Raw genomic sequence first — 24,027 nt, 5'->3', positions numbered from 1 at the left:
TCATGCCGGGTCGTGCGGTGAGGGCGCCGAGGGGCGGGGAGGGCCGGGGCGGTTGGTCTTTCCGGGCCACCGAAGGGTGAGGTGGGGTGGTGGCGGGTCTGTTTCTCCCCTTTTTTGGGCCGTCGGCAGCCTACTGGGCGGTGTGGGGTTCTTCAACGGCGCCGGGGTGGGGCTAGTGGGTGGGGCGTTCCGCTGCTGATTCTGTGTGCGGTACTCCGGGTGTCCTGTGTGGCTCGCAAAGCTCTTGTCCGGGTTGAAGGGTGTCGGGGAGCAGGGTTATGGACACCGGTGCCGCGGTGTCCGAAAATCCTGTCGGACCGTCAAACCTCGCACGTACACCGCTGTGACCTGGGGAAACGTGGAGGGGTGGTGTCCGAAACCCTTTCCGTGGGGGTGTGGGCGGGGCGGGGTGGGAGGGTGGGGACCGAAATTCGGGTCCGGCTTGAGCGGTAGGGCTTGGCAGAATCGGCGGCATGTCGACGCGGGAGCTCATTGTTTTGGGGACGTCCAGCGCGGTCCCCACCAAGCGGCGCGCCCACAACGGGTACTTTCTGCGGTGGGATGGGCACGGCATCCTGTTCGACCCGGGGGAAGGCACCCAGCGGCAGATGCGGTATGCGGGAATCTCGGCGCATGACATCACCCGCGTGTGTGTGACGCACTTCCACGGTGACCACAGCCTGGGCTTGCCGGGGGTCATCCAGCGGATTGCTCGGGACGGGGTCACCCACCCGGTGCGGGTGGCCTACCCTGCGGCGGGCCAAGAGTATTGGGAGCGGCTGCGTTATGCCACCTCGTTTGTGGACACTGAGGTCATTGAAGCGCAGCCGCTGGCCGGTGACGAGGTGGTCGTCTCCGGTGAGGACGAGTTCACGGTGACCGCGCTGCCGTTGGACCATTCGATCCCCACTTACGGGTACCGGATTGCTGAACCGGATCGGGTGCACATGCTCGCTGACCGGCTCGCGGCGCGGGGGATCCGCGGGCCAGCGGTCGGCAGGCTGAAAGCTGAAGGGTTCCTCATTGACGCTGCGGGGAACCGGGTGGAGCTTGCTGACTACAGTGTGGTGCGGCCCGGGCAGGTGTTCGCGTTTGTCATGGACACGGGGGTGTGCGACACCGCGGTTCGGTTGGCGGAGCGGGCTGATCTGCTGGTGATCGAGGCGACGTTTCTGAACGCTGAAGCGGAGCTGGCTGCCCGCTACCGGCATTTGACTGCTGGTCAGGCGGGGATGATCGCTGCGCAGGCCGGGGTGCGGCGTCTGGTGCTCACTCATTTCTCTGAACGCTACGGCCGTGAAGAGGAGGACCGGTTTATTGCTGAGGCGGCCGCCTGTTTTTCTGGGGAGATTGTGCTGGCCCAGGATGTGATGCGGGTGGCGGTGCCGTCTCGCCGGTCGGAGGGTGGCGGAACCGTGGCGGGTGCTTGACCAGGGTGGATCATGGCGGGTAGACACGGGTGCGGCCCTGGACAGCGGGGGTGGGTCGGGTGCGGGGCCGGCAGACCAGTGGTTGGTGGAACGCAAGGGGCAATGCGTGACAGGTCGATTCGTGGGGTTGAAGCCTGCCGTGGGGGTGGCTGCGGCGGCCGGGGTTGTGGCGGCTGTGGGTGTTGGGGTGGTTGTGGCGGTTCACGGAGACGAGGGTGGGGGGTCGGCGGATGTGGGGGTGGTAAGCCCGCTGCCGCGGCATGCCCCCGCGGCCGGGGTGGAGGCGGGTGGGGAGGCGGCCCGCGCCAGGCAGCAGCGGGCGGTGGCTGAAGGGGTGCGGAGTCGCACGGTGGAGGTGGCGGCATCCCGCCTTCCCGAACACCCCGATGCGGGGCAATCTGGACAGTGTTTGGCCTCAATGTATGGGGATCCGCAGCCGACCGCGTCCGGGGAGATCTTCGATCCCACACAGTTGACCGCGGCACACCCCACTTTGCCGTTTCACACCATGGTGGAAGTCACCAACACGGCTACCGGGCGGAGCGTGACCGTGCGGATCAACGACCGGGGCCCTTATGTGGCGGGGCGGTGTCTGGATTTGAGCACTGCAGCGTTTTCCGCGATCGCTTCCCTCGACCAGGGGGTGGTCCGCGTGTCGTGGCGGGTCGTGGGCTGAATTCCTGTACCGCCATCACCACCAAGATCACTGGTAAAGGCCGGGATGTGGGGCGTGTAACGGGTGCGGTACGTGGTAGACGCGTCCACCGCGGGCCCGCAGTGGGCTGCCCGCAGCTCAAGGATTCTTTCGGCACCGAACAGGAAGGTGATCGCGATGGCGCTTCCCGTGACCCGCCGTCGGGAACGGCTGATTCCCACCCAGTGGGGCGCGTTCCCCGAGTTTGAGGAACTCTACGACCGGATGGGGCGGCTGTTGGAGTCCGCGTTCGGTGAGCCGATCATCTCTCCCACCACGTGGACACCGTTTGCGGACCTGTTGGAAGACGACAAGTCCTACATTGTGGAAGCTGAAGTCCCGGGGATGTCCAAGGACGACATCAACATTCAGGTCAGCGGGAACGAGCTGATCATCTCCGGGAAGGTGGAGGAGCAAGAAAAAGAAGGGGTGCGCGCCCACCGGCGGATGCGCCGCTACGGGGAGTTCGAATACCGCACGGTGCTGCCCGGGGAGATCGACGCTGAAGGGGTGCGCGCCAAACTCGACAACGGTGTGCTGACGGTGACCGCTCCGAAGAGTGCGCATGAGCGGCCCCGCCACGTCGCCATCGAAAGCTGACCTGTTCTCGCCAGGGCTGTCGCGTTCCTCCTGTCGTGGGGACGGCGACAGCCCTGTTCGTCTTCGGCTGCGGGGCCGAGCCGACCGGGCGGGGCGTGGCAGAATGCCCGCGAGCAGGACTTTGCTTGCGGGGAGGGGCCAGTGTTCCGTGCCGGACCAGTGTGGGTGGTTTCCCCTGCCGACCTTGTGGATGTGGTGGAGTGCCCGCACCGCAGCGTGCTGCACCAGGCGCGGGCCGCGCATCAGGAGGGCGCTCCCACCCCTCAGATTGTTGACCCGCTCGCCGGGGAGGCCCGCGAAGAGCTGGTGGAGGCGGAGCTACGGCGGCTTCGCGCGCTCTTCGGCGGTGATGCGGTGGCCACCGTCGCACCGCCGCGCCCTGTCCTCGACGAGGTGCACGTCGCTGCTCAGGCGACCCGGGAAGCGATCCGGGACCGGGTTCCGGTCATCCACCACGGTGTGGTGGTCGCGCCGATCCAGCCGGGGGTGCTGTTGTTCGGGCAGGTCGACTTCCTCATCGCGACCACGGTGGACCCGGAAACCGGGGCCTGCCGGGAGGGTGTGCCTGCCGGGTATGAGCCGTGGCAGGCGGTGGGGCACGCCACCCCGCGAACCATTGTGGAGCTTGCGGCGTGCGCCACCATGCTGGCTGACACCCTCCCGCAGGCTCCCGAGTTTCTGCATGTGCGCTCAGAGAATGGGCATCATGCGCTGCGGGTCAGCGACTACGTTCCCCTGGTGGGGGTGGCGCAGGACCGGCTGATACGGCGGCTCGCCGCACCCCCCGAACTGCCTTCCCCGGTGTGGGGGGAGCCGTGCCCGGCCTGTGAAACGTGCGGGTTTGCGACGTGGTGTGCCCAAGGGCGGGCCCGGGACCGGCATGTGAGCTTGGTGGCGGGCATCCGTGGTGATCAGATCGTGAAACTTCAAGCCGTGGGAATCACCACGATTGACGCGCTTGCCCGCGCTGGGGAGGAGCAGCGGCCGCCGCTGTTGGCGCGCCGCACCTATACCCGGTTGCGGGAACAGGCGGCGCTGCAAGTCCGCCAGGACGCCACCCGCACCGCAGACAACCCGACGGGGCGCGTGTTCGCCACCGTGTATGCCGAGGACGGGCTGGTGCTGCTGCCTGCCCCCTCGGCTGGGGATGTGGTGTTCACCGTGGCCACCACCCCGGTGGGCGACGACGGGGAGTTGGCGTTCCTGTGGGGCGCGTACCTTCCCAGTGAGGAGCGGCACTGTGTGTGGTGGGCGCACGACCGTGCCGAAGAGCGGGTCGCGTTCGCTGCGTTCGTGGATTTTGTGAGCGGCCAGTTGCGCGCTGACGGGGAGGCTCACCTGTACTGTTACACCCCGCAGGGGGCGAGCCGGCTTGCCGCGTTCGCTGCTTCGCTGGGGGTGCGGGAAGCCGAAGTGGATGACCTGCTGCGGCAGCGCCGGTGTGTGGACTTGTCTGATGTGGTGAAGAAAAGCGTGCGGGTGTCCCAACGCTCCTATGCGTTGTCGGCGCTTGAACCCCTCTACTTGGGTGACGATGCTCAACGGTGGGGTGGGGGCGAGTCGCAGCCCGACGGGTATGCCGCCTACCGTCGCGCCTGCCGGGCGGGGGATTCCCGGCAGGCGCAGGCTGTGCAGGAGGCGCTTGCTGCCCAGGTGCGCCGCGAGTGCGTGTCGGTGGCGCGGCTGCGTGACTGGTTGGAAAAACTCCGGGTCGACCATGGGATCGTGGCTCGACCTGCACCCCCCGAAACGGTGGGGGTGGACCCCGGCCAGCAGGAGCAGGCTGCGGCCCGGCGGGCCGCAGTGGAGGAGCGGATCCGGTCTTTGACTGAAGCGTTGGCGGGGCCCGCGGCAGGGGAAGGGCGGGGTGAGGACCAGGACGCCTGGGATGTGCTGAGTGCGCTGCTCGGCTATTACCGGCGGGAAGAAGCCCCGTTGTGGTGGGATTTTTTCCGCCGCCTGTCCGCCCCGGTCGAAGAGTTGGAAGCGGATGCGGACTGTGTGGTGCCGTTGTGGGTGCGCGCTCATGCGTGGGTGCCCCCGCAGGGGCGGCAGCGTAAAGCGGCGCGGCACGTGGAGGTGGGCGCGGATCCCCGCCGGCTGCATCCTTTTGGGGTGGGTGACCAGGTGCGACTGTTGTACCCGGGGGTGGCCGGCCAGGGGGCGGAGGCGGTGCCGGCAACGGTGGTGGAGGCTGCGGCCGACCGGCTGGTGGTGGTGGAGAAAGCAGACGTGGGTGCGGAGCATGACCGGCAGCCGCTGGCGGTGCTGCCGGGGGCCCCGGTGCGGTCTACACCGAAAGACGAAGCGTTGTGGGAGGTAGCGGAACGTGTCGCCGCGGCTCTTCCCCGTCCGCCTCAGATGGCGGGGGTGGATCTGCTGCGCCGGGTTCCGCCGCGGCTGCGCGGCGGGGGTGCGCTGCCGGATCCGGGCGACTTCGGTGGGGACACGGTTGCTGCGGTTCTTGCCGCGGTGGACGCGTTGGACGACTCCTATCTGGCGGTGCAGGGCCCGCCGGGAGCGGGGAAAACCTATCTTGCTGCGCGGCTGATCACCCACTTGGTGGGTCGTGGCCTCCGGGTGGGGGTGTGTGCGACCAGCCATCAGGCGATCGAGAACGTGCTGCGCGCGGCGGTGCGTGCCGCAGCGGAGGCCGGGGTGGGGGTGCCGTGTGCGAAACGCCCATCAGGAGTGTCTCCTGATAGACGTGTGCCGTGGGAGCAGCCCAGGCAGGTGCGGGACTTGGTGCAGTGGTGCCACCGCCAGGAGGGTGGATACCTGGTGGGGGGAACCGCGTGGAACTTTACGCACCCGCAGATGCGTGGCCTGGGGGTGGATGTGCTGCTCATCGACGAGGCCGGGCAGTTTGCGCTTGCGGATGCGGTCGCGGTGTCGGCTGCGGCTCGTTCGCTGGTGCTGTTGGGGGATCCTCAACAGTTGCCGCACGTGGTGCAGGGGGTACACGCGGCGGGCGCGGACCGGTCCGCGTTGGAACACGTGGTGGGGGACGCCGACATTATCGACCCCGCCTACGGCTATTTTCTGGCGCACACCCGTCGCATGCATCCGGGGGTGTGCACGGTGGTGTCCCACTTGGCCTACCAGGGGCGGCTCAGTGCCCACCCTGATGCGGCGTTGCGTGGCCTAGCCGGGGTGGAGGCGGGCGTGTACCGCAAGGTGGTGGCGCACCAGGGGCGCAGCACGCACAGCCCTGAGGAGGTGCGGGCTGTGGTTGAGGTGGTCGCGCAGTTGGTGGGGCGGGAGTGGTGTGAGCCGGGGCGGCCGCCGCGGCCGTTGCAGGGCAGCGACATTATGGTGGTGGCCCCGTTTAATGTGCAGGTGCGTGCGTTGCGGGCAGCGTTGGCGGAAGCCGGGCTGGAAGCGGTGCGTGTGGGCACGGTGGACCGGTTTCAGGGCCAGGAAGCGCCCGTGGTGGTGTGTTCGATGACGGTGTCGAGTGCGCGGGAAGCACCTCGGGGCATGGAGTTTGTGCTGTCCCGCAACCGGTTGACGGTGGCGTTGTCGCGGGCCCAAGCGGTGGCTGTGGTGGTGTGTGCGCCGTCGCTGGTGGAGTCTGCGGCTCGCACGATGGCTGAGCTGCGGGCCTTGGCGGGGTTTGCGCACGTGTGGGCCCAGGCCCGCGACTGGCCTGACCCGGCCCCAGGGTAGGGCTGGGCGGGGAACCGTGGATCTGCCGGGACGGTTCGTCGTTGACGCAGGGGTTTGTTGCCGCCTGCGACCAGGCCCCTGGCAGAGAAAGGTGGGGGGTGGACAGGTGCCGTGTCCACCCCCCTACGAGGGTGTGCGGCTAGGAGAGTCGGGCTTCGATCGCTGCGATGATGCGGGGCCGCAACTCGGCGGCGGGAATCACCTCGTCGACCGAACCGACTCGCACCGCGCGTTGAATGTCGTGGATGCGGTCGAACTCTGCGGCCACTTCCCCGAGTTTTTCGGTGCGGACCGTGGCGCGCAGCTCCTCCAACTCGGCGGTGAGCGTGGCCCGCAGGGTGCCGGACGCTGCCGCCACTTGGGCTTCCAAGTCGCGGACCCGCGGGTCGGCTGCGGTGCGGGCGTCCACTTCGCGGGAGAACACCACCGCGGCCGCCGGGGCGCCGCCGAGCACGGACGCGAACGAGCCTTCCACGGCCAGCACGGTCATGTTCGGGTTGAGGGCCTTGGAGAACACCACGAACGCGCCACCGTGGTAGCGGGAGATCACGCAGAACACGATGGGGCCGCGGAAGTTCACGATGGCGCGGCCGATCTCCGCCCCATACTCCAGTTGGAGTTTCCGCATCGACTCGGGAGAGCCGTCGAACCCGGACAGGTTCGCCAACACCACGAGAGGACGGTTGCCGCTGGCCGCGTTGATGGCGCGGGCCACCTTCTTCGACGACTGCGGAAACAGGGTGCCCGCAGTGTAGGTGTCGGGACCGTCGGTGGGGGGGAAGCCGCGCCGCGGAATCGAACGGGATTCAATCCCGATCAAGCAGACCGGGATGCCGCCGAGACGCGCGTCGTAGACCACAGCGGTTTCCGCGTCCGCCATGCCCGCCCAGCGTTCCAGCACCGGGTGGTCTTGGTCGCAGACCGCGCGCATGACCGTGCGAATGTCGAACGGTTTCTTACGGTCCGGGTTGGTTTCCGCGGAGAAGATGTCGCCCACCGTGGCGAAGTCGCTGCCGTCCACCTGGTGCGGGAAGGTGCGGATGTCCCGGTCCACGGGGTCGCTGGTGGGGGCGCGGCGCGGTGTTGTCTCCCCGGGCGCGATGTAGGTGTGGGCGTAGTGTTCCATGAGGATGTCGCGGGCCGCCAGCAGGTTCGGCGCCCAGTATTGGGCTTGCCCGTTGGGGCCCATCACCCGGTCGTATCCGCCGATCCCGAAGTTGTCTTCCGCGGACACGCCGCCGGAGAAGTCCAGCGACTGTTTGCCGGTGAGGACCATCGCCGAGTCCGGGGTCATCACCAGGATGCCTTTGGTGTGCATGAGCATCGTCGCTTCGGCGTTCCAATACGGTTGGGCGCCGACGTTGATGCCCGCAACCACGATGTTGATTTCCCCGCCGGCTTGGGTGAATTCCACGATCCGTTTGAGGGCCGCAGCCACCCAGTCCATGTTTTCGGTGCCGGATTCCATGGAGATGCGCGCCCCCGAGGACAGGGCATACCACTCCACGGGCACCTGCATGCGTTCCGCCAGGTCGAGGGCAGCGATCACGCGGCGGCATTCGGGTTCCGCCAACGCGCCCAGCGACTTGGTGGGATCCCCCAGCAGCACGACGCGGGTCACCCCTTGCGGGTGCAGCGCGGTGGGGGTGGTGACCACGCCGACCACCATGCCCGCCGTGTTGCGGCCTTTCGGCCGGTCCACGGGCACCAGGGTGTGGGTGTCGTCCAGGTCGTATTCCTGGAATTCGCCGAGCAGGTCGGTCAGCTCGTAAGGGTAGACGGTGTTGCGGCTGCTGGCACGCAGCACTTTCTGCCGGTAGTCGTCGATCGGTTCGATCGGCTCGGTGGGGGGTTCACCCACGGTCAGCGTGGTGCCGCCCGCCGCGTCAAAGGTGATGCGGACCGCGATCGGGGTGAGCGCTCCAGTGTGCGGGTGGCGTTGCCGGGCCAGGAACAGGATTTCTTCCAGTCCGGCGCCCGCTGTGGTGGGCAGGACCCGTTCCACGAGCGTTTCCAGTTCAGCGCGGGTCAGGTCGCTGGGCGGCCACACATACAGGGTGATCCGGTTGGTGGGGAACCGTTGGGGTGCGGCCTGGCGGGAGCGGGCGCGGCGGATCGAATCCAGGCAGGTCGCCACCACGTCCTCGGCGGTGGGGAGCGCGACCAGGCGTCCGTCGTGGTCACGCAGCGCGGTCAGGTCCCGGATTTGCGCGAACGCGACCAGCCGCCGATCGGCGGGGTTGTCGCGGGCCACGCACTCAAACAGGTACACCTCTTCGTCTGCGGACGGCAGCCGGGTCAGGTGGAATTTGCTCAACCGTTCCAGTTGCAGCCGGTGCGCGATCTGCGGGTGCAGGCCGCGGATCAGCCGCTCCTCAGCGAACCCGGAGTCGGTGGGGCGGAATGTGAAGTGGTGGTGCATGACCGCGCCGTCCCGGCCCGCCACGGTGGTGGTCACCCGCCGCACCTGCGGGGGCAGCACGTGCGCGTTGATGCGGGCGCTGAGTTCCTCCGCCATCGCGTCGAACGTGTCCGGCTGTTCCTGCCAGGCCAGGTAGATGTCGACGTCGACGGTGGCGTGCCCGTCGGCGAGGCGGGCGAGTTCCCGCAGCGCGTCGTCGACCGTGTCAAACCGGGCCGCGGCTGAGATCACACACGAGTCGGTGCGCTGGGCCACCACGAACGCGCACCCGGGGGTCCGGTGGGTGTGGACGTCACGCAGCGCCCGGTTGCCGTAGTAGCGGCGAGCCAGCACTTCCAGCATGACCGTGTTGTCGCGGTCGTCGCGGACGAGTCGTTGGCCGAGCAGCCGCACCAACGGTTCGGTGCTGCGCACCATGTCCGCGATCCGTTCGGCCCGGTCTGGGGCGTTGGGGTGGGCGTCCAAATACCGCAGGTGTTGACGGACGTTGGCGTAGACGCGGGCGCGGTTGCGGCGCAGCAGCGGCTGGGCGAACCAGGCGAACACGACGCCGCGGGCCAGGTCGGCGATGGCGGGGAAGCGAACCTGGGTGGCTGCCACCAGCCGTTCCAACGCCAAGCCGACGGGTTCGTGCAACGCGGCGGGCGGGGGTGGTTCCTGCAGCCAGGTGCGCAGCAGCGCGGTGATGATCGCCGCGTCGTGGGAGGCGCGCTGCTGGGCGAGGAAGATCCGGAACACGGCGGCTTCCAGCTCGGGAGAGCGTTCCAGATCCGTGACTCCGTAATGGGCGAGAGCGGTCGCGAGTTTGGTTTGGAACGTGTCGGGCAGGCCGGCGCGTTCCACGTCCAGGCTTTGCAGGTAGGTGTGGAAGTGTTCGCGGGCGCTGGGCACGTGGCTGTGGCTGTCGTCGCTGGCAGGCCGGTTGCGGCTGAGTTCCGCCAGGTCCGCGAACACGGTGAGGAGACGCAGTTCGTCGGCGAGCAGCGAATGGCCTTCAGCGAGCGCCTCAGCGCGGGCCGTCAGATAGTTGTTGAGGGTGTGCTGGTCGTCGCACAGGTCCGGGTCGAAACCCAAAAGCCGGTTACGCAGGTCGGTGATGCTGCGTTGGGCTCGCACGTGCGCGGGGACCGGTTCGAGGGCTTCCGGCAGGTCCACGTTCACGGGCGGGGCGGCATCCTGGTCGGCTGTGGTGGTGTCGCTGAGCGGTTCCAGCCGCATCAAGGGTGCGCCGGACTCCACCTGGGTGCCCACGGTGACCAGGCATTCTTTGACGCGGGCTTTGAACGGTGCGCGCAGCACCGTTTCCATTTTCATGCTTTCCACGACCAGCACGGGGTCGCCGGCCTCCACCTCCGCGTCCACGGCGACCGGGGTGGCGACCACCAGGGCGGGTGTGGGGGAGCGCAGCACGCCGCCTTCGTCCCGGCTGACCCGGTGGGTGACCCCGTTGACTTCGACGAGGAACGTGGGCCCGTGGGTGCCGGTCAGGAGCCGGTAGCGGGTGCCGTTGACGGTGATACGTCCACTGTGCGGGCCGAACCGGTCCAGTTCCACATCAGCGGTGCGCACCACGCCACCGGTGTCAATGGCGGCGCGGAACCGGTGGGCGCCGACGCGGGCCACTCGCAGCCGGTAGGTGGTGCCGCGGAGTTTGAGGTCGAGTGGTTGGCCGCTGTCGTGCTGGACTTGGGGGCGGCCGCCGAACGCGGTGGTCAACAGCCGCTGCTGTTCGACGCGTTCCTCTTCTTCGTAGGCTTCGATCGCGGCGGCGATCAGGGCGATCGCGGAATGCGTGTGGCTGACCAGGCGGCCTTCGCTGCGGACCCGGTCGATCCAGCCGGTGTCTGCGGTGGCATTGACCACCTCCGGCTGGTTGAGCAGGTCGAGGACGAAGCTTTTGTTGGTGGTGCCGCCTTCGATGAGGACGGTGGTGTGGGCGAGGGCGCGGCGCAGGCGGCTCAACGCTTCCTCGCGGTCACGGCCGTGCGCGATGATCTTCGCGATCATCGAGTCGAAGTCGGAGGGGATGACGTCCCCTTCCGTGAACCCGGTGTCCACACGGATGCCTGGCCCGGTGGGGAGTTCCAGGTGCACGATCCGGCCGGGGGAGGGCGCGAAGTCCCGGTCGGGGTCTTCCGCGTTCAGCCGTGCTTCGATGGCATGCCCCTGCTCGATGGGGGGTTCCCCTTCGAGTTTGCCGCCGCTGGCCACCCACAGTTGGGCTTTGACCAGGTCGAATCCGGTGGTGGCTTCGGTGATGGGGTGTTCGACCTGCAGGCGGGTGTTGACTTCCAGGAACGCGAAGAGTTTGTCGTCGGGCCGGTAGAGGAATTCGACGGTGGCGGCACCCCGGTAGCCGACAGCAAGAGCGAGGCGTTCCGCGGCGGCTTTCAGGTCGGCGGCCTGCACAGGGCTGAGCACGGGGGACGCGGATTCTTCGATGATTTTCTGGTTGCGGCGCTGCACAGAGCAGTCGCGCACCCCCAGTGCCCAGGCGGTGCCTTGGCCGTCGGCGATCACCTGCACTTCCACGTGGCGGGCGCCGGTGACCAGGCTTTCCAAGAACACGGTGTCGCTGCCGAAGGCGCGGGCTGCTTCCTGGCGGGCCCGCTCATAGGTGTCGACAAGCTCGGCTTCGGTGGTGATGATGCGGATGCCGCGCCCGCCCCCGCCGGCGGCGGCTTTCAGCATCAGCGGATAGCCGATGGTGCGGGCCGCAGCGATGGCCTCATCGAGGGTGGTGACGGGGCCGCGGCTCCACGGGGCCACGGGCACTCCGACTTGTTCGGCGAGGAGTTTCGCGCCGATCTTGTCGCCGAGCTGCCGCATCGCGTGCGGGCTGGGGCCGATAAAGGTGACTCCGAGCTGTTCGCACAGTTCCGCGAAAGCGGGGTCTTCCGCGACAAACCCCCAGCCGACCCAGGCGGCATCAGCGCCGGTGTCGACGAGCGCACGCTGCAGCACTTCCAAGTTGAGGTAGGGACGTGCGGACGCGGGACCGAGGTCGTAGGCGATGTCGGCTTCACGGACGAAGGCGGCGGTGCGGTCAACATCGGTGTACAGGGCGACCGTTTCGATCCGCGTCCCGGTCTCTGCGGCGATGTCCCGTACGGCATGGATAAGCCGCATAGCGGCTTCACCACGGTTGACGATGGCGATACGGTTGAACACCCCACCGGGCCCTTCTGGTCGATCAACGGTGTACCTGCCGCGGCACCACGGCCCCGGCAGTGTTCCACCCTCCCGTATACCGGACGGCAATGCCATGGTGCGCCTAGCTGAGGCTGCGCCCCCGCAGTTTGTGGGAAACAACCAAAAACCCCGCCGCGGCCCGGGGGGGGGAGCCTGCGGCGGGGTGCGGGTGGTCGATGAAGATCACAGTGGGGAGGGGTCGTCGACGAGCCACGCCCCACCCGTGTTGACGAGGGTGAGCGTGGTGGTGTCCGGGGTGCCGGTGGAGGTCACGTGCACGGTCGCGGTGGTGCCGTCCGCGGAGAGCTCCACGGTGTCCACGTGGGCGGTGGTGGCGGGGTTGGCGAGGATGGTGTGGAACGCGGTGGCGCAGTCCACGGGGCTGTCGTCGGAGGCGGCGAGTTCCGCGGTGGCGGATTCGATGAGGGCGGCGCGGGCGTCTTCGGTGAGCACAAAGCAGCCGACTTGGCCGTCTCCGGTGCGCACGGCTTCCAGGTAGGTGTCGGCGGCTGAGCGGGCCCCTTCTGCGGCGTCCCCTTCCAGTACGGGGTTTTCCAGGGGGTTCACTGATGCTGTGGAGCTGGGGGAAGGCTCGGACGGTGGGGCAGGTTCCGGGGAGGACGTGCCGCATCCGGCGGTGAAGACGAGACTGCTGGCAGCCAGTACGACGGCGGGCCGCAGACACTGTTGCACGACCATGGGTGCTCTCTTTCGTTGTGGGGATCCCCGGGGCCGTCCCGGGGTGGTCAATTTCCTATCGCACTGCGTGCCCCGGCCGCTACAGCAGGGGAGGTTTCGTGCCTGGGCCTGGGGCGGTGTGTTCGTGCCCGCACGCGTATCCCGTTTAGGGTGGCCAACCGCAAGACACCCACGCCCCGCGTGTTTGTTGTGGCCGGAGGATCCGCATGGCACCGAAGAAACGCAAGAAAACCCGGGCCCGCCGCCCTGCCGCGTCGCGCACCCACGCCACGCCTCCCCTCAAGGTGAGCCGCACCCCGCTGCGGGTGGACGAGCCGCCGCGCTGGCCGATGCTGGTGTGGAGTCTGCTGGTCGTGGTGTGGGTGCTGGGCTCGTTGACCGCGTTGATGGGGGTGATGGCATCGGTGACGGTCCTGTTGGACGACGTGACCGATCAGGCGCGGCGGCAAGGAGCGTGGGCTCTTGTCTGGCTGCTGGGGTGCGGTCTTGGGGTGCCGCTGGTCGGCACTGTGTGGGCGGCCCTGCTGCGCCGCCGGGTGGCTGCGGCCCTGTTCGGGTGCGCGTTCGTGGGATCAGCCGTGCTGTTGGGGCTGTTGGCTTCCCCCGGGGAGATCTGGGCGGCGCTGCGCACCGGCCTGGCTTTGTGAGGCATAGCGTTTCCGGGGGCCGTATGCGATCATCCGGTCACCAGGACGGCTCACCGCCCTGACGGGAGGGTGAGTCATGATGGGGATCAGGACCACGGGATGCACACCGGTGCGTGGCAGATCGGTGGCACGCGCACCTTGCGCATCCTGCCGCACACCGGTGGCTGACACCACCGCGATCGGATGGGGGCTGTGACCGTACCGTGCCCGAAATGTGGAAAAATGCCCAGGTGATCGATGCTTTTCGTGCCGCCTTTCAGGAACTGATCGACGCTTCCCTCCTGGGTGACCCGCAGCGTTTCGGCCCTGCGGTGGGTCGGGTCTATGAGCTCGCCTCCCACGTTCCGGTCTCCGAACGGGAGATTGCCCTGGAGGCGTTGGGGCCGATCTTTTCTGGACACCACGTTGGTCCGGGAATCGAAGCCGACCTGACCGTTGTGGCGGGCGCCCTGGTGGAAATGGGAACCCCGCCGGGGAACACGGGGATCGAAGTACTGCGTCTGCTACGTGAAACCGGGCGAGCCGCAGGCATGTTCCTGCACGCCTGGGACAAGGTGGGGGACGGCGACCCACCCGATCCCGACCAGGTCACCGCAGCCGACGAAACCAGGGTCGCCGCCGTGCTGGGGGACTCTGCCCCTGTAGCGACCCTGTGCTGGTGGACGGCACGCCGCTACGGGCTGTCCGCGAAAACCATGCTGAGCTCCGCGCAGGTGCGCGCCGCCGTGCGCAGCGACCCCGAGCTCCACGGTGACTTGTTGGCGATCGCTGCGCAACTGTCAGCCCACCTTGCCGAGTTCAGCGAGGTTGTGGCTTTGCTGCGCATGGACGAGGTGTCGTCAGCGCTCGTGTTGGACCGGGGCACCCGCCGCGGTTTTCGGGTGCGGTTCGAAGGGATCGCCGACAACTTCCAACTGCACACCCTGCTCGCGGATGCGCTGATCGGGGAGGAGGGCCGCGGACTGCCTGGGCGGCGACCGGATCCGCGGTGGGTGGCGGCCTTCCGCGACTCCGACCCTGATCCGCAAGCAAAAATCGTCCACGGCTGGTGGAACCTGGTGGGTTCTGACGGCAGCTGGGTGTGGAACGAAGGGGTTCCCGCCGACATTCCCCTGCTGAACGGGGAACGCGTCCTCATCCTCGAAGAGCAAACCTATCCGCGCTCCTGGAACGCGGGACGCATCTACCCGCTGGTGAAAGCAGACCTGTGGGTGGTGGAGGAACTCGACCCTGCGGAGGCCGCCCACTGGTGGTCGCTCGTGGAACCCGAGGACGACACCCCCGCACTGCCAGCGGCAGCGGACACCCCTGGGGAAGAGGCTGCCCCCGCCCCGTCGCCGTGGTGGCAGGAGACCGAGCCTGCTGCCCCCCGCCCCGCTGAACCCCAGCCGGCAGCTGACGCCCCGGCCAGCGTCGACCCCCTCGCTGACCGCGGAGAGGACACCGACCACCCCACCGCATCCTCTCCCACAGCCGTCGAAACCCCACCCCTGCAGGATTCACCCGCCGACAACGAGCAGGCCGCACACGACCAGCTACCCCAAACCGAGCACATCCCGGTCCTCACCGACGAGCTGCTCGCCGCCTACGACGCGGCCCGCACCACTAGTGACCCGGACGAAGACGGCGAGGACGACACGTCCCACCGCGACGCGCCCGGCTCCACCCTGCTGCCGCCCCTCCCACCCGGGGTGTCCGACAGTTCCGGGTGGGGGCCCAGTTGGCGGTAACCCTTCGCGGTCACACGCAGGCTCCCGCCCGCCCTCCTAGGCCACCACGTTGAGGGTGGACGGGAGCCCGCAGACTTGCTGGGGTCAGACCGGCCGGGAGATCGGCTCGTCGTCCCTGTCGTCCAACAGGGCCGCGAACCCCTCGTCGTCTTCGTCTGCCTCGGCCGCGTGCGCGCCACGCGGCCGATAGCTCCGCCACCGCGACGGGAAAAACAGCGGAATGAGGAACGCGACCGCTAACGGCAGCACCAATCCAGCCTCCAATAGGGCCCGCACCCCTTCTTCCCCGGGAAGCTGGACCACGCCCAAGCCCGGCACAGTCAGCGGGGCAAACACCTGATCCGCCCACTTCGGCTGCAAAACGTGGGCGACTGTCGCCCCCGTTAATACCACTCCCGCCATTCCCGGAATCAGCGGAGTCAGTTTCGGGGGCACCAACACCAGCGCAACCACCAGCGCCAACACCATCAGCGCGGCGAGAGTGAGGAATTCACTGGGACCAAAAAACCCTCGCGTGGAGTTCACCAGCGCGCCTACCCGCGGCGTCACCCATCCGCCCGCCACGAGAAGCACCGGTCCCAACAACAACCCGAAGACAAAACCAAAGAAATGTCGCACGGGGGAGGTCTCCTCTCAAAAATCACGAGCACTTTACCGACAAAACACCTTTAATGGGTCGATCGTGGATGCCGTGTTTTTCCCCCGGCTGCTGCGGCACCCGCCCGGCCCGGCTGTGGTTGCGCCCACCGGTGCCCTCCCGCGTTCTAGGCTGGACCTATGGAGAGTCCGCACGCTGCCGACCCGGAGGGCATCGACCCCCAGGTCGTGGAACTCGCGACGACGATCTTCGCGTTGGCGCGCGCCGGCGACACCGCGTCCCTCGACGCCTACATTCGCGCTGGAGTTCCCGCCAACCTCACCAACGACCAGGGCGACACCCTCGTGATGCTGGCCGCCTACTACGGTCACGCCGACACGGTGGAGTGCCTGTGCCGACACGGGGCCGACGTCAACCGGCTCAACGACCGCGGTCAATCCCCACTCGCCGGGGCCGTGTTCAAAGACGAAGACGCCGTGGTGAAAACCCTGCTCGCCCACGGCGCCGACCCCACCCTCGGACAGCCTTCCGCCATCGACACGGCCCGCATGTTCGGCAAAGAGCACTACCTGGAACTGTTCGACAACGCCTAACCCATCCGCACCGGACGAGTGCCCGCAGCGGCTGACCAACCCCGCCCCGCAGCCCCCTGCTGTGACCGGGTGGTGGACGGCCGCTGCGCGCCCCGCGCAGCCATCCACCACCCGCGAAGGACGCGGCCACGGGGCGGGCGTGCCATACCCACGCGCGCACGTGAGGGGAAACCAGCCACGCCGCTGAGAGGAAGGACCGTGCCACACCACCACACCCTTCCGGCAGCAGACGCAGCGTCTTCAGCAAAAAAAGGGGGCCTGCTGCCCGTGCCGCAGCGTGACGCTCTCCCGCATGCCCCCTTCCGCTCCGCCGCGGTCCACCATGCTGCGGCGCCCGCCCATCACCCGGGGGAAGAATAGGAGTTACCCGACCCCATCACGGAAAGAGTCCACGTGAACGACGTGTCCCGCCCACACCCGGTCATCGACCCCGACCTGCCTGAGAAGGCACGCACCCAGCTTGAAACCGCGCTCCACCCACCCCAGGACACCCCACCGGCGGAACACCGCCGAACCCTGCTGCCCCAGCCCATCGCCGACCACCCGGTGGCCACCGTCGTCATCACCCTGCTCGTGCTGCTGGTAGGCATGCGTCTCCTGGCGCGCGTGTTCGTGTTCGTGGCCGCCGCCGTCCTCCTCATCGGAGCAGGCATCCTGCTCATCGCCCTCCTCGCCCCCCGACGCGACCCCCAGCGCGCTGCGCGTCAGCTCCGCGACCGCTACCGCGACCACTATGTGACCGCCGACGATCTTGACGAAGAAGCAGCCGCACTCCTCGCGCGTGCCCAACGCGCCGTGGCCACGATCACCAGCGCGCACGTCGTCCGCGACGACATCCTCGACGTCGCCCTCAACACCGCGGTGCTGCCCCGTCAACTGTGGGAGACTGCTCGCGCCCTGCGCAGCCTCACCGAGCTGCGGTCCCGCCCCACCCCCAGCCACGGCGACGACACCACGATCGCCATGCTGCTGGACGACCGGAAACGCGCCCTGCAGGCCATCCACCAGTCCGTGGCCGACCGGGTGGCTGCCCTCGAGGACTACGCCACCCGGGTCAGTGAAGCCGAGCAGGCGTGGCAGCGTGTGGCGACCCTGCGCCGCCTGATCGCGGAACAGGAAGAACTGCGGGACCTGTTGGCTGCGACCGCCGCTGACGAGGTCGCGGTCCGCGAGCTTGCCGAACTGACGGAACGGGCCCGTGCCGCAGAAGCCCACCTGCAGAACGCGGCCCACCAGGCCGCACAGGCCGCCCTGCGCCTCCCCGGCGTGGACTAGGTCACGCCCACTGCACCGGATGCCCGTATTCCAAGTAGCGGACCGTGGAGCCAGTGCCCGCCACACACGCCGCGACCCGGCGCGCCTGCGGCTCGGGAAGATAGTCGCCGATCCGCTCCGGCTCCACTAAATGCGCGTCGCTGAGTTCGTCGGGGGGCAGCCGCACCGCCTCAAACTGGCCGGGACGCAGCAGACCACCGAACACGAACACGGTCGCTGGCCGCCGGTCCGGGCTCGCCTGGGCAGGTAGCCAGTCCACACACACCAGCCCACTCAATTGGGGGGTGAACCCGAGCTCTTCGGAGCATTCCCGCAAACACGCCTCCCGCGGAGACTCCCCCATCTCAATCACCCCGCCCGGCAGCCCCCACCCGGGCCGGTAGGTGGGCTTGACCAGCAGGACCCGCCCCGCCTCGTCGCGCAGCAACGCACTCGCCGCACCCCGGGTCCGCGGCAGGCTGTCGAAAAACTCCAACTCGCTGTCGGCCATGACTTGACCCTAGTCACGGCCTGCCGCGCCCGGCAGCGGTCCCGGCGGGGTTCCCCACTCGGCCACCACTCAGTCAGACGAACCACCGTGGTCGCGGGCATACCGCCGCTGAAAGTCAGCGCGCAACCGCGCCGAGGAAGCAGGATCGTCCCGGTGCAGCGCCTCATACTCGTCCACCGAGATAGCGTGCCGCGCATAGTCGTCGTAGGCAGCATCCCCTGGGCGCAGCACCGTTGTCCCACAGCCCAATGCCGGTTCGGAACGGTCCACGTAGCTGACCGGAACCCGCAGGCTGCCATCCGGGTAGCGGACCGCTTTCACGCGATTCACGCCATCACCCCATAAACCCCGTAGTAGGTGTGGAAATATTCCACGATCGCGTACGCCAGATCCACCTGGCCGCCCAGCATGGTCACGAGCACGTGCTCCTTGCGGGCCAGCGTGATCGCGAAGCACTCCGCCCACCATTCGTGGCGCCGGTGCCAGTACTCCTCCACCAGGTGGGGGACGCACGCGTCGTGCAGGTCCCGCCACTGGCGGGTCTCCGACATCATGCGGTCGGCCACATCCAACGCGTGCCCGATCTCGTGGAACACCAGGGACACCGACGTGTGCGGGCTACTACCCAACACCAGGAAACCGAAACGGTAGATCCCGGCAAGCCGGTCGAACGTGGGGGCCTGCGGGTCGTCGGGATCAGTCGACACCCCACGCAAATGGTTGAAACAATTCAGGTCAGCAACGGACCCTTCCCCGATGTAGATCCCGTTGACCTCTTCCACCACCCGGTCAACGATGGCGGGAGGAAGCCGCGACAACGCGTCCATATGGTCGAGAATGCGCGGAGAGGGGATAGTCCCGGCAGGCCAGCGGCGATGCAACACCGCTTCCAGCCGCCCCAGATGCCGCCGCCCGTCATCAGGGAACGGACGCACCCCCTGAGGATGCGGGCCACATTCCAGGATTTCGTTCACGAGTAAGCAACATAGAGCGTCTCCAGACCTCTCGGAGCCATCCACCGCCCCGCTGCCCCGGCCCGACACCGGCAACCCCACGGGAACACGGCACGCCTCCCGCCCCAGCACACCCCCGTTGTCCCAATCAGCGTCCAACCACCCCAGGGCAAGGTCCACAACGATTGCGTCACATCCCCGATTCCGTGGCGTTGCCCTGCGCGGCCGTGCGGCACGCCACCGCATCCGCCGCATCCATCACCAACCGGGTAAACAGCGTGGGCTGCTCCAAGTTCACCATGTGGCCGGCACGCGGCACCACCAGCAGCCGCCCGTCCACGCACGCGTCCACAAACAGCTTCTCGTGGATACGGAAATGGTCCCGCGCCCCGTTGATCAGCCACACCGTCCCCGGGTAAGAGGACAACAACGTCAACACGTCCAAGTCGGTGATCTCGTCGATCACCGCACGCCCCACCTCCATCGCCAGCCCGCCGTCCAACACTGCTTCAGCAGCCTCCGCAGGCAGCGTCCACCGGTGGAAACGCTCATTGACCGACTGTCCCCGGTCCGGAAGCCGCTCCAACAAGACGGCAGGAATCCGGTACATGTTCGCCCACCCGTGCACGGGACGCGCCGAACACCCCGCTGCCACCAGTCCAGCGACCCGCTCCGGGGACGCCGCAGCCGCCGCAATGGACACAAACCCGCCCAGGCTCAACCCCACCACCAAGGCGGGACGCCCCACCGCATCCACCGCCTCGTGCACCGTCTCCACCGCGCCGCGCAAGGTGAACGTCTCCCCACGCCGGTCCCCGTGGCCCGGCAAATCCACCGCGACCACCGTGCGCCCTTGCGCGCCGAGCATCTCCAGCTGCGGACGCCACATGGTTTTCGACGTGCGCAGGCCGTGCACGAACACGATCGGCACGTGCATCAGCCACCCCCTTTTTTCCCCGGCACCGCCACCGCCCTCACCCCTCATTCTCCCCGCCCCGCCGTCCCTCCTCATTCTCCCCGCCCCGCCGCCCCTCCTCGGGGACTAGCCGGCATACACCACCGTGACAGGGGCGTGATCCGACCACCGCTGGTCATGGGACGGCGCCCGCTCCACCCACGCCTCCTGGGCGCGCGCAGCCAAACCCGGCGTAGCGACCTGCAAGTCGATGCGCCACCCCGCGTCATTGTCGAACGCCCGCCCCCGATACGACCACCACGTGTACGGGCCGTCCTGATCAGGGTGCAACGCCCGCACCACGTCGACGTATCCCGCCTCCTCATACACCCGGGAAAGCCACTGCCGCTCTTCCGGAAGGAAACCCGAGTTCTTGCGGTTGCCCCGCCAGTTCTTCAAGTCAGCCTCCTGGTGCGCGATATTCCAGTCGCCGCACACCGCAAGCTCCCGCCCCTGGGCCTCCACTTCGGTGCGCCGACGCACCAGATAGGGCAGGAATTCCGCCATGAACCGCTCTTTCTCCTCCTGCAACGGCGTGCCCACCTGTCCGGAAGGCAGATACAGGCTGGCCACGCTCACCGGCCCGAAGTCCGCCTCCACGTAACGCCCCGAATCCGCGAACTCCGCAGAACCGAATCCGATCCGCACCGCATCCGGTTTCATCCGCGAATACACGGCCACTCCGGCACGACCCTTGGTTGCGGCAGGCACCAGCACCACATGCCAGCCGTCCGGCTCAGCCACCTCGGGGGGAAGCTGATCGAGTTCCGCGCGGGTCTCCTGCAGACACACCACGTCCGCTTTGGTGCCCGCCAGCCACTCCACGAACCCTTTCCGCGCTGCCGCGCGCAGCCCGTTGACGTTGACCGTCGCAATGACCAGAGAAGACATGGCCAGCAGCCTAGCCCGCACCCACTACTGCCTTCTCCCCGCGAAAGCCTCCCCCTCAAAGAGGCGAGGGCGTGAAACCGACGGCGGGGAGAAGGCGGGGAATACACAACGGTGGGCGAGCCGCCCCCACGCGGCCCGCCCACCAGACCATCCCCGCCTCAGGGGATGCGTTTCGCTACCCAGGTGGACACCACGTGCAGCGGACCCTCCAACGGGCCGCGCCGTTTCACCAGCCGATGCCACAGGGTGGCGAAAATCAGCGAGCCCAGCAGAACCGACAGGCTCAACCATTCCGAGAGGAACGACAGCGGGGTGCCGTCCAGCATGTCGTTCTCATCCAGCCAGATCAGCAGGATGTGCCCCACATACGTGGTCAGCGACAGCGACCCCACAGCGATCAGCGGGTAGACCAGCCAGCGTGCCCGGCCCAGAGCATCAGTGACGATCAGGCACAGGCCCAGCAGTGCGATCGCCACACCACCCGCACCGTAGACGTCCATGAAGGTTCCACTGTGCGGAGCAGTCACCAGCAGCCACGCCCAGTCGGTGGCGGGCACGGTGCCCCCCATGCCTTCGGCATACAGTTGGTTGAACCCGTCGATGCCGAAGGGAATACCCGTGTCCGGGTCGAGGGTGGCAGCCAACCGTTCGTCAAGCCCCAGCCCGCGGATCGCCAGCCACGACAGGGTGTAGGCCGCGGCCGCCATTCCCGCGCCTACCGCGACCAGCCGCCAGCGCACACGCGGCTGCCGCAGGTCAAGACGGCCGATCGCCAATCCCGCGAACACGAACGGCAGCCAAGTGATCGCGGGATAGGAGCCGGTGAGCAGGAAGTTCACCACTCCGTCGTCCGCCAACGCGACGAGCGGGTCGTAGGCGTTGACGGTCTCCACGATCCTCGCCATGGTGCCCCCTCGGTCGATCCGGGAGCGGATCCAAAACGACACGATGGGGCCGATGAAACCCAGCGTGGCGGCCGCACCGGCGATGACGGTCCACCGCTCGGTCAGCAGCATGCAGGCGAACACGAAGAACACGGCGTAGTAGGCGAGGATCACCGACACCGGGGTGCCCAGCATGGTCAGCGCCGTGCCGAGAATCAGCAGGATCACGGCACGCACCACCACACGCCACAGCGCCACGCCGAGGTCTTTGTTGACTTTGCGGTCGTGCCCCCCGGACAGCAGCGCAATGGACACTCCCGCCAGGAGTGCGAACAGTGCGGCGGAGCGTCCCGCGGCAAGGGGCTGCAGGGGGTTGGTGCCATCAGCGAGCGTCCACCCCACCCCCACGTGCACGACGAACATGCCGAGGATCGCCACACCTCGGGCAACGTCGACCCCGAGAAGACGCGGGACCGGTGGTTTGACTGGCGGGGAGGACCCCTCCTGGGGAGTGGGAGCGCGATGCTGGGTGCGTGTTTCGACAGAAGAGTCGGTCTCAGGTGGAGACATGGGACCGGGAAAAGAAGTGGATCGGCTGGAACTGTTCGACACGCATATGAGGATCCCTCGACTGCCCCGAGGATCCCAGTCTTTTAACCCACTTGTGACCGGTTGTGGCCAACTCCGTTCGCGGCGGGGAGGGGAAAGCCGCCGCGCGCGTGGGACGCCGCTAGGGGAGTAGCCCACGGGGTAGTCATGCCCTCCGTGCGGGGAGGGGGAAAGTGTGTCGAACAGTTCCAGACGCGGGGGATCGTCGAAGGAACCGTAGCTGGGGAGTCACGGAACATCAAGGGACCTGCCGGAAACGCCCCCATGAATCACGGTTGTTCCACTGTGATGGGGTGCCAGCGGTAGGGGGTCTGCTTCCAGCGCCGCCGAAAAGTCCTCCCGCGAGCCTTGTGCTGTCTGTGAAGCGAGAAAGTGCGGGCCGACGTGGTCGCGCAGCATGGCTGGGGAAGGGTGTCTTGCGGCAGGGGAGGCCCTCCACCCTGTCTACTTGACATAATATTTATTATCGGCGATCAGGGGAGGTGGGGGAGTGTCGCGGGTGGAGCCCGCACGATACACCGTGATCCCCGACCACCGCGTTCCCCCGCCCGGCGCTCCCCGCCTTGCCCTGCGCCCGCCGACACCTCGAGCCGGGTAAGAGCCAGCGTGCCACGTCGCGCCGGCGGTTCCTCCCAGTCCGCGCCACCCGGCTGGCCTTAGGCGGCCGCCTTCGAAAGCCTGAACTTCCGTAAGACGGGTTCTCTTTCCCCTTAGGGTGGTCGCCATGTGGCAGCGTGATGTGGACCTTGTGGTGCCCCTGTGGCAAGGGTGCGACGATATGCGGGTCGCGGCTGGGGCGAGCGCGCTGGCGCGGCTGGTGGCCACGGCAAACCCCAGAATGCACATAGCGGTCTCTGACGGTCGGCGCGGCGCTGTCGACGGCGTGCACCACCTGGAATTGATCGCCCGCACCATGCGGCAGGTGCGCACCCGGATGGCCCGCCGAAACCCGGCCCGAGTCCTCACCCTGGGCGGGGACTGCGTCTCCGACCTGGCGGCTCTCGAGCATTTATCCCGCCGCTATCCCGGCATGGCCGTCTACTGGGTGGACGCCTACCCCGACCTGCACACCCCGCAGTCGTCCCCCACCGGCCTAGTGCAGGGCATGGCGCTGCGGCTCCTGCTCGGTGAAGGACACCCCCACCTGCTGGGGGCCAGCCGTCTCGTACCTTCCCAAGTGAAGCTGATAGGCGCCCGGGTGGCAGCCCCGGAAGAAGTGGAGTTTGTCCGCAGCCGACGGATCGAGGTGGTGGACACCACCCGGCTCACCGTGGACGCACGATCAGTAGTGGCCGGCCAGCAGCCGGGCTCCCCCGCCTACATCCACCTCAACCTCGGCGCCTGCGACCCCCAGGATTTCCCGGCAGTGGCGTTCCCCGCGCCCGTGGGCCCGCGGGCAGCGTTGCTCACAGCGGCCGTGGCGGCGATCACCGCCCACCACACCGTGGTGGGTGTAGGAGTGTGCGAATACACGCCCGCCGTCGCCCACGATGTGACCGTGCTGCAGTCCTTGCTGCAGGCGCTCAGACTCGTGGATCCAGCCCCACCACCACCGCAGGAAGGAGCGCGGGAAGTCCCCGGCGTGCTGTAGCAGCGGCGAGCAGGCATCGCCCCGTCCTGGTGCGCCGCTTGCAGCGGTCGTCCGGTGGCGGGGCTGTCGGGGCGTGGGCGAAAGCTGTGCGGGCAGGGATGGGGT

18 protein-coding genes are annotated in these 24,027 nt (G+C 68.1%); 9 read left to right on the top strand and 9 right to left on the bottom strand.

The window, feature by feature from the left end; all coding sequences use genetic code 11:
- Window positions 1–473: 473 nt before the first annotated feature.
- The 4 genes from TF1_RS00140 to TF1_RS00125 all read left to right on the top strand — a co-directional run bounded on the left by TF1_RS00140 (window position 474) and on the right by TF1_RS00125 (window position 6,393).
- The gene (locus tag TF1_RS00140) at window positions 474–1,430 is read left to right on the top strand and encodes a ribonuclease Z (protein WP_011291957.1); all 957 of its coding nucleotides are present in this window, start codon (window positions 474–476) and stop codon (window positions 1,428–1,430) included.
- 106 nt (window positions 1,431–1,536) lie between these two features.
- Window positions 1,537–2,106 carry a septal ring lytic transglycosylase RlpA family protein gene (locus TF1_RS16410; RefSeq protein ID WP_255266118.1) on the top strand — a complete coding sequence of 190 codons (570 nt, stop codon included), beginning with the start codon at window positions 1,537–1,539 and terminating at the stop codon, window positions 2,104–2,106.
- Window positions 2,107–2,262: 156 nt separating this feature from the next.
- Window positions 2,263–2,724, top strand: a complete 462-nt coding sequence (locus tag TF1_RS00130; RefSeq protein WP_011291959.1) for an Hsp20/alpha crystallin family protein — start codon at window positions 2,263–2,265, stop codon at window positions 2,722–2,724.
- Window positions 2,725–2,865: 141 nt separating this feature from the next.
- On the top strand, window positions 2,866–6,393 hold the full coding sequence (locus TF1_RS00125) for a TM0106 family RecB-like putative nuclease (protein ID WP_016188689.1): 3,528 nt from the start codon (window positions 2,866–2,868) through the stop codon (window positions 6,391–6,393).
- A 139-nt stretch (window positions 6,394–6,532) separates the two neighbouring features.
- Here TF1_RS00125 and TF1_RS00120 read toward each other — a convergent pair whose 3' ends face one another.
- The gene (locus TF1_RS00120) at window positions 6,533–11,986 is read right to left on the bottom strand and encodes an ATP-binding protein (RefSeq protein ID WP_061783493.1); all 5,454 of its coding nucleotides are present in this window, start codon (window positions 11,984–11,986) and stop codon (window positions 6,533–6,535) included.
- Between the two features lie 204 nt (window positions 11,987–12,190).
- The gene (locus TF1_RS00115; protein ID WP_011291962.1) at window positions 12,191–12,706 is read right to left on the bottom strand and encodes a hypothetical protein; all 516 of its coding nucleotides are present in this window, start codon (window positions 12,704–12,706) and stop codon (window positions 12,191–12,193) included.
- Window positions 12,707–12,912: 206 nt separating this feature from the next.
- Here TF1_RS00115 and TF1_RS00110 point away from each other — a divergent pair, with 206 nt between their 5' ends.
- Together TF1_RS00110 and TF1_RS00105 are read left to right on the top strand one after the other, a co-directional pair.
- Window positions 12,913–13,353, top strand: coding sequence for a hypothetical protein (locus TF1_RS00110; protein WP_016188691.1), 441 nt, complete (start codon window positions 12,913–12,915; stop codon window positions 13,351–13,353).
- 230 nt (window positions 13,354–13,583) lie between these two features.
- Window positions 13,584–15,083 (top strand): hypothetical protein, encoded by a 1,500-nt coding sequence (locus TF1_RS00105; protein WP_061783492.1) that lies wholly within the window; start codon window positions 13,584–13,586, stop codon window positions 15,081–15,083.
- Window positions 15,084–15,167: 84 nt separating this feature from the next.
- Here TF1_RS00105 and TF1_RS00100 read toward each other — a convergent pair whose 3' ends face one another.
- A complete protein-coding gene (locus TF1_RS00100; protein ID WP_011291965.1) occupies window positions 15,168–15,701 on the bottom strand; it encodes a hypothetical protein in 534 nt (177 codons plus the stop codon).
- 159 nt (window positions 15,702–15,860) lie between these two features.
- Here TF1_RS00100 and TF1_RS00095 point away from each other — a divergent pair, with 159 nt between their 5' ends.
- Together TF1_RS00095 and TF1_RS00090 are read left to right on the top strand one after the other, a co-directional pair.
- The gene (locus tag TF1_RS00095; protein ID WP_011291966.1) at window positions 15,861–16,274 is read left to right on the top strand and encodes an ankyrin repeat domain-containing protein; all 414 of its coding nucleotides are present in this window, start codon (window positions 15,861–15,863) and stop codon (window positions 16,272–16,274) included.
- Between the two features lie 393 nt (window positions 16,275–16,667).
- Window positions 16,668–17,549 carry a hypothetical protein gene (locus tag TF1_RS00090; protein WP_061783491.1) on the top strand — a complete coding sequence of 294 codons (882 nt, stop codon included), beginning with the start codon at window positions 16,668–16,670 and terminating at the stop codon, window positions 17,547–17,549.
- Between the two features lies 1 nt (window position 17,550).
- On the opposite strand, the gene TF1_RS00085 is transcribed toward TF1_RS00090, so the two are convergent.
- The 6 genes from TF1_RS00085 to TF1_RS00060 all read right to left on the bottom strand — a co-directional run bounded on the left by TF1_RS00085 (window position 17,551) and on the right by TF1_RS00060 (window position 22,145).
- Window positions 17,551–18,039: an NUDIX domain-containing protein gene (locus TF1_RS00085; RefSeq protein ID WP_011291968.1), complete on the bottom strand. Its 489-nt coding sequence runs from the start codon at window positions 18,037–18,039 to the stop codon at window positions 17,551–17,553.
- A gap of 69 nt (window positions 18,040–18,108) precedes the next feature.
- Entirely contained in the window at window positions 18,109–18,369 is a 261-nt protein-coding gene (locus TF1_RS00080; protein ID WP_146088119.1) for a hypothetical protein, read from the bottom strand.
- Window positions 18,366–19,013 carry an anthrax toxin lethal factor-related metalloendopeptidase gene (locus TF1_RS00075; protein ID WP_152436244.1) on the bottom strand — a complete coding sequence of 216 codons (648 nt, stop codon included), beginning with the start codon at window positions 19,011–19,013 and terminating at the stop codon, window positions 18,366–18,368. The genes TF1_RS00080 and TF1_RS00075 overlap by 4 nt, the downstream gene beginning before the upstream one ends.
- A gap of 169 nt (window positions 19,014–19,182) precedes the next feature.
- The gene (locus TF1_RS00070; RefSeq protein ID WP_016188696.1) at window positions 19,183–19,929 is read right to left on the bottom strand and encodes an alpha/beta fold hydrolase; all 747 of its coding nucleotides are present in this window, start codon (window positions 19,927–19,929) and stop codon (window positions 19,183–19,185) included.
- Between the two features lie 105 nt (window positions 19,930–20,034).
- Window positions 20,035–20,838, bottom strand: a complete 804-nt coding sequence (locus TF1_RS00065; RefSeq protein ID WP_011291972.1) for an exodeoxyribonuclease III — start codon at window positions 20,836–20,838, stop codon at window positions 20,035–20,037.
- Window positions 20,839–20,996: 158 nt separating this feature from the next.
- Window positions 20,997–22,145, bottom strand: a complete 1,149-nt coding sequence (locus tag TF1_RS00060; protein ID WP_016188698.1) for a DUF418 domain-containing protein — start codon at window positions 22,143–22,145, stop codon at window positions 20,997–20,999.
- Between the two features lie 910 nt (window positions 22,146–23,055).
- Here TF1_RS00060 and TF1_RS00055 point away from each other — a divergent pair.
- Window positions 23,056–23,922: an arginase family protein gene (locus TF1_RS00055; protein ID WP_061783490.1), complete on the top strand. Its 867-nt coding sequence runs from the start codon at window positions 23,056–23,058 to the stop codon at window positions 23,920–23,922.
- Window positions 23,923–24,027 lie beyond the last annotated feature (105 nt).

The sequence above is a fragment of the Thermobifida fusca NBRC 14071 = JCM 3263 genome (assembly GCF_001592045.1).
Classification (GTDB): domain Bacteria; phylum Actinomycetota; class Actinomycetes; order Streptosporangiales; family Streptosporangiaceae; genus Thermobifida; species Thermobifida fusca.
This window is presented reverse-complemented; position numbering and strand designations above follow the sequence as displayed.